The following is a 3079-nucleotide window of genomic DNA, read 5'->3' as shown; positions in this document are numbered from 1 at the left end:
CGGTGATGAACAGCGCGACGCGGCCGGCCGCACGGCCCACCGGCCGCCAGAGCGCCTCGGGGATCCACCGGGCGGGTCGCGCCGGGGCGGCCAGCGCGTCGAGGACGTCCCGCACGGACCGGTTCGCCTCCAGCCGCTCGGCGACCATGGAGTCGTAGTAGGCGACGAACGCCTCCCAGTCCGGCGGCAGGTGGTGCTCCTTGAGCCCCCAGACACGGCCGACGTTCCTCATCTCCCGGTAGTACGCGGCGAGTGCGGCCTCGTCCATCTCCCGGCCGAAGATCCGCATCGCGTCCACCGGCGCCTTGACCAGGGTGGCGTGCACCCAGTGGTAGGCCTCGGGGTGCAGCGCGTGGTACCGGCGCCCGGAGGGGTCCACGCCCTTCATGTCGGCGTGCACGCCGATCAGCCGCCGCGCCTCCGCGGTCGCCGCCTCCTGGCCGCCGTAGATCACCGTGCTGAGCGAGAGCAGGGTGCGGCCCAGCCGGGGCCAGGGCTCGGCGCGGAAGTTGCTGTGGTCGGCCACCCCCGCCCCGACCACCGGGTGGGCGACCTGGAGCAGCAGCAGTTCCGGCGCCAGCAGCAGGGCGCGCACGTCGCCGAAGACCCGCCACACCGGGCCTCCCGGCAGCGGCGCCCTCACCTGCGAGGCGGTGACGGGGGGCGGTATCACGGTCATGACGTCTCCTACGGCGGTGCGGAAGCCTCGAGCAGTCCGGACGGCGTCCGGAAAACGCCGCGACGGCGGCACGGGTGGAGACCCGTGCCGCCGTCGCGGCGGTTGCGGAGCGGTGCGGCTCAGGCGGCGGCGGCGCGGGTGCGCTCGGCGACCTGGGCGAGGACCTCGGTCAGGCCGGCGACGGCCTCGGTGTCGTCGGCCGGGTGCAGCTCGGCGAAGCGGACGACCGACCCGGCGATGGCCAGCTTGGGCTCCTCGACCACCGCGGCGCCGGCGATGCCGAGCGCCTTGCGGGCCTCGTCCTGGGCCCAGACGCCACCGTACTGGCCGTAGGCGGTGCCGATGACGGCGGCCGGACGGCCGGACAGGACGCCCGCGCCGAACGGACGGGACAGCCAGTCGATGGCGTTCTTGAGCACGGCCGGCATGGTGCCGTTGTACTCCGGGGTGAAGAACAGGAGCGCGTCGGCCGCACCGGCGGCCTCACGCAGGCGGGCGGCGGCCTCGGGCAGCGAGCCCTCGACGTCGATGTCCTCGTTGTAGAACGGGACGTCGGCCAGACCCTCGAAGAGCTCGACCTCCACGCCCTCGGGGGCGTGCTTGGCGGCGGCCTCGGCGAGCTGGCGGTTGTGCGAGCCGGCACGGAGGCTACCGACAAGGGCGAGGACGCGGACGGACATGAGCACTCCCTGGATGAGCGGAACGTAGACGTGACGGCGAGACGTCCTCGCCGCCGGGGCCGGAAGCGGATGCCCCGCACCAACCCTCGTTCAAAGTTGTACCACCTATCCGGACCGTGGTCCACTTCGGCTGTGTTGCGGTACTGTGAAGCTCATGGACACCGCCGTACCGCCGCCCACCGGGGAGCCGCTCCAGGTCGCCGACGCCGCGACCGGGTTGCCGGTGGACGCCTCGAGCGGCCCGTGCGGCCTGCGCGCGGACGCCGCGCGGAACCGGGCCCGGCTGCTGGACGCGGCCACCCGGCTGCTCGGCGAGCACGGCGTGGCGCACCTCACCATGGAGGCGGTCGCCCAGGCGGCCGGCGTCGGCAAGGGCACCGTCTTCCGCCGCTTCGGCGACCGCACGGGTCTGCTGATCGCCCTGCTCGACCACCGCGAGCGGCAGTTCCAGACCTCGTTCCTCTCCGGTCCGCCGCCGGTCGGCCCCGGCGCCCCCGCGCTGGAGCGGCTGCACGCGTTCGGCCCGGCCGTGCTGCGGCACGAGGCCTGCCACCAGGACCTGTTCCTCGCCCTGCAGACGGACCCGCTGCGCCATCTGAGCAGCCCGCCCCACCAGCTGCGGCACACCCATCTCACGCATCTGCTGCGCGAGCACGGCGCCGGGGGCGATGTGGAGCTGCTCGCCCACACCCTGCTCGCCTTCCTCGGCACCTCGCTGACCCATCACCTGACGGTCGGCTGCGGCATGACGCTGACCCGCGTCGAGGACGCCTGGCACCACCTGGTCACCCGCCTGACCGGCTGAGGCTCACGCTCGCCTGACAGGCTGAGGCTCAGGCCCGCCCCGGCGGCGTCCCCCCGTCCGGGCCGTTCGGGAGTCCCAGGCCGTTCAGGAGCGGTCCGCCCCCGAGCGGCGGCGCTCCCGCAGCCGCACGACGATCCAGGCCACCAGCGCCACGGCCGCGGCGCCCAGCACCACCTTGGAGATCACGCCCACGTATCCCTGGACGAGCTCCCAGCGGTCGCCCAGCAGGTACCCGGCCATCACCAGCACCGAGTTCCAGATCAGGCTGCCCAGCGTGGTCAGCCCGAGGAACACCGGAAGCGGCATCCGCTCCAGCCCGGCCGGCACGGAGATCAGGCTGCGGAAGACCGGCACCATGCGGCCGAAGAACACCGCCTTGGTGCCGTGCCGGGCGAACCACTCCTCGGTCCGCTCGAGGTCGGACGTCTTCACCAGCGGCAGCCTGGCCCAGATCGCGTACAGCCGGCGGCGTCCGAGGAGGATGCCGATCCAGTAGAGGGCCACCGCTCCGACCACCGATCCCAGCGTGGTCCAGAACAGCGCGGAGGCCAGGCTGAGGACGCCCTGCCCGGCGGCGAAGCCGGTGAGCGGCAGGATCACCTCGCTGGGCAGCGGCGGGAAGAGGTTCTCCAGCGCGATGGCCAGCCCGGCACCCGGACCGCCCAGGTTCTCGACCAGGTCGACGGCCCAGCCGGCGATGCCGCCCGGCTTCTCCGGCTGAGCGGCGGCCAAGGACGAAAGGTGCATGGAGTCTCCGGAGCCGCGCGGGCCGTGAAGGGAACAGGGCGTTCCCTCCACCCTAGGAAACGCCGGACGGGAACGACGGCGCGGACGGCCGCGTCCTCGGTGGCGTTCCCCACAACTGCTGCCCGCGCATCCGCCGCGCACACGGGCGAGGTCCGCGCAGGTCGTGGA

Annotated in this window: 4 protein-coding genes; 1 reads left to right on the top strand and 3 read right to left on the bottom strand. The window is 73.7% G+C overall.

Annotated elements, in window-relative coordinates:
• A partial coding sequence (locus tag HW445_RS24315) for an oxygenase MpaB family protein (protein WP_180223083.1) occupies positions 1–679 on the bottom strand: 679 nt, incomplete at its 3' end.
• A gap of 119 nt (positions 680–798) precedes the next feature.
• On the bottom strand, positions 799–1359 hold the full coding sequence (locus HW445_RS24310) for an NAD(P)H-dependent oxidoreductase (RefSeq protein ID WP_180223082.1): 561 nt from the start codon (positions 1357–1359) through the stop codon (positions 799–801).
• A 154-nt stretch (positions 1360–1513) separates the two neighbouring features.
• Between HW445_RS24310 and HW445_RS24305 the strand changes: the two genes are divergently transcribed.
• Positions 1514–2164 carry a TetR/AcrR family transcriptional regulator gene (locus HW445_RS24305; protein ID WP_180223081.1) on the top strand — a complete coding sequence of 217 codons (651 nt, stop codon included), beginning with the start codon at positions 1514–1516 and terminating at the stop codon, positions 2162–2164.
• An 84-nt stretch (positions 2165–2248) separates the two neighbouring features.
• On the opposite strand, the gene HW445_RS24300 is transcribed toward HW445_RS24305, so the two are convergent.
• A complete protein-coding gene (locus HW445_RS24300; protein WP_180223080.1) occupies positions 2249–2911 on the bottom strand; it encodes a DedA family protein in 663 nt (220 codons plus the stop codon).
• Positions 2912–3079 lie beyond the last annotated feature (168 nt).

This window comes from Streptomyces sp. UH6 (assembly GCF_013421635.1).
Classification (GTDB): Bacteria; Actinomycetota; Actinomycetes; order Streptomycetales; family Streptomycetaceae; genus Streptomyces; species Streptomyces abyssomicinicus.
This window is presented reverse-complemented; position numbering and strand designations above follow the sequence as displayed.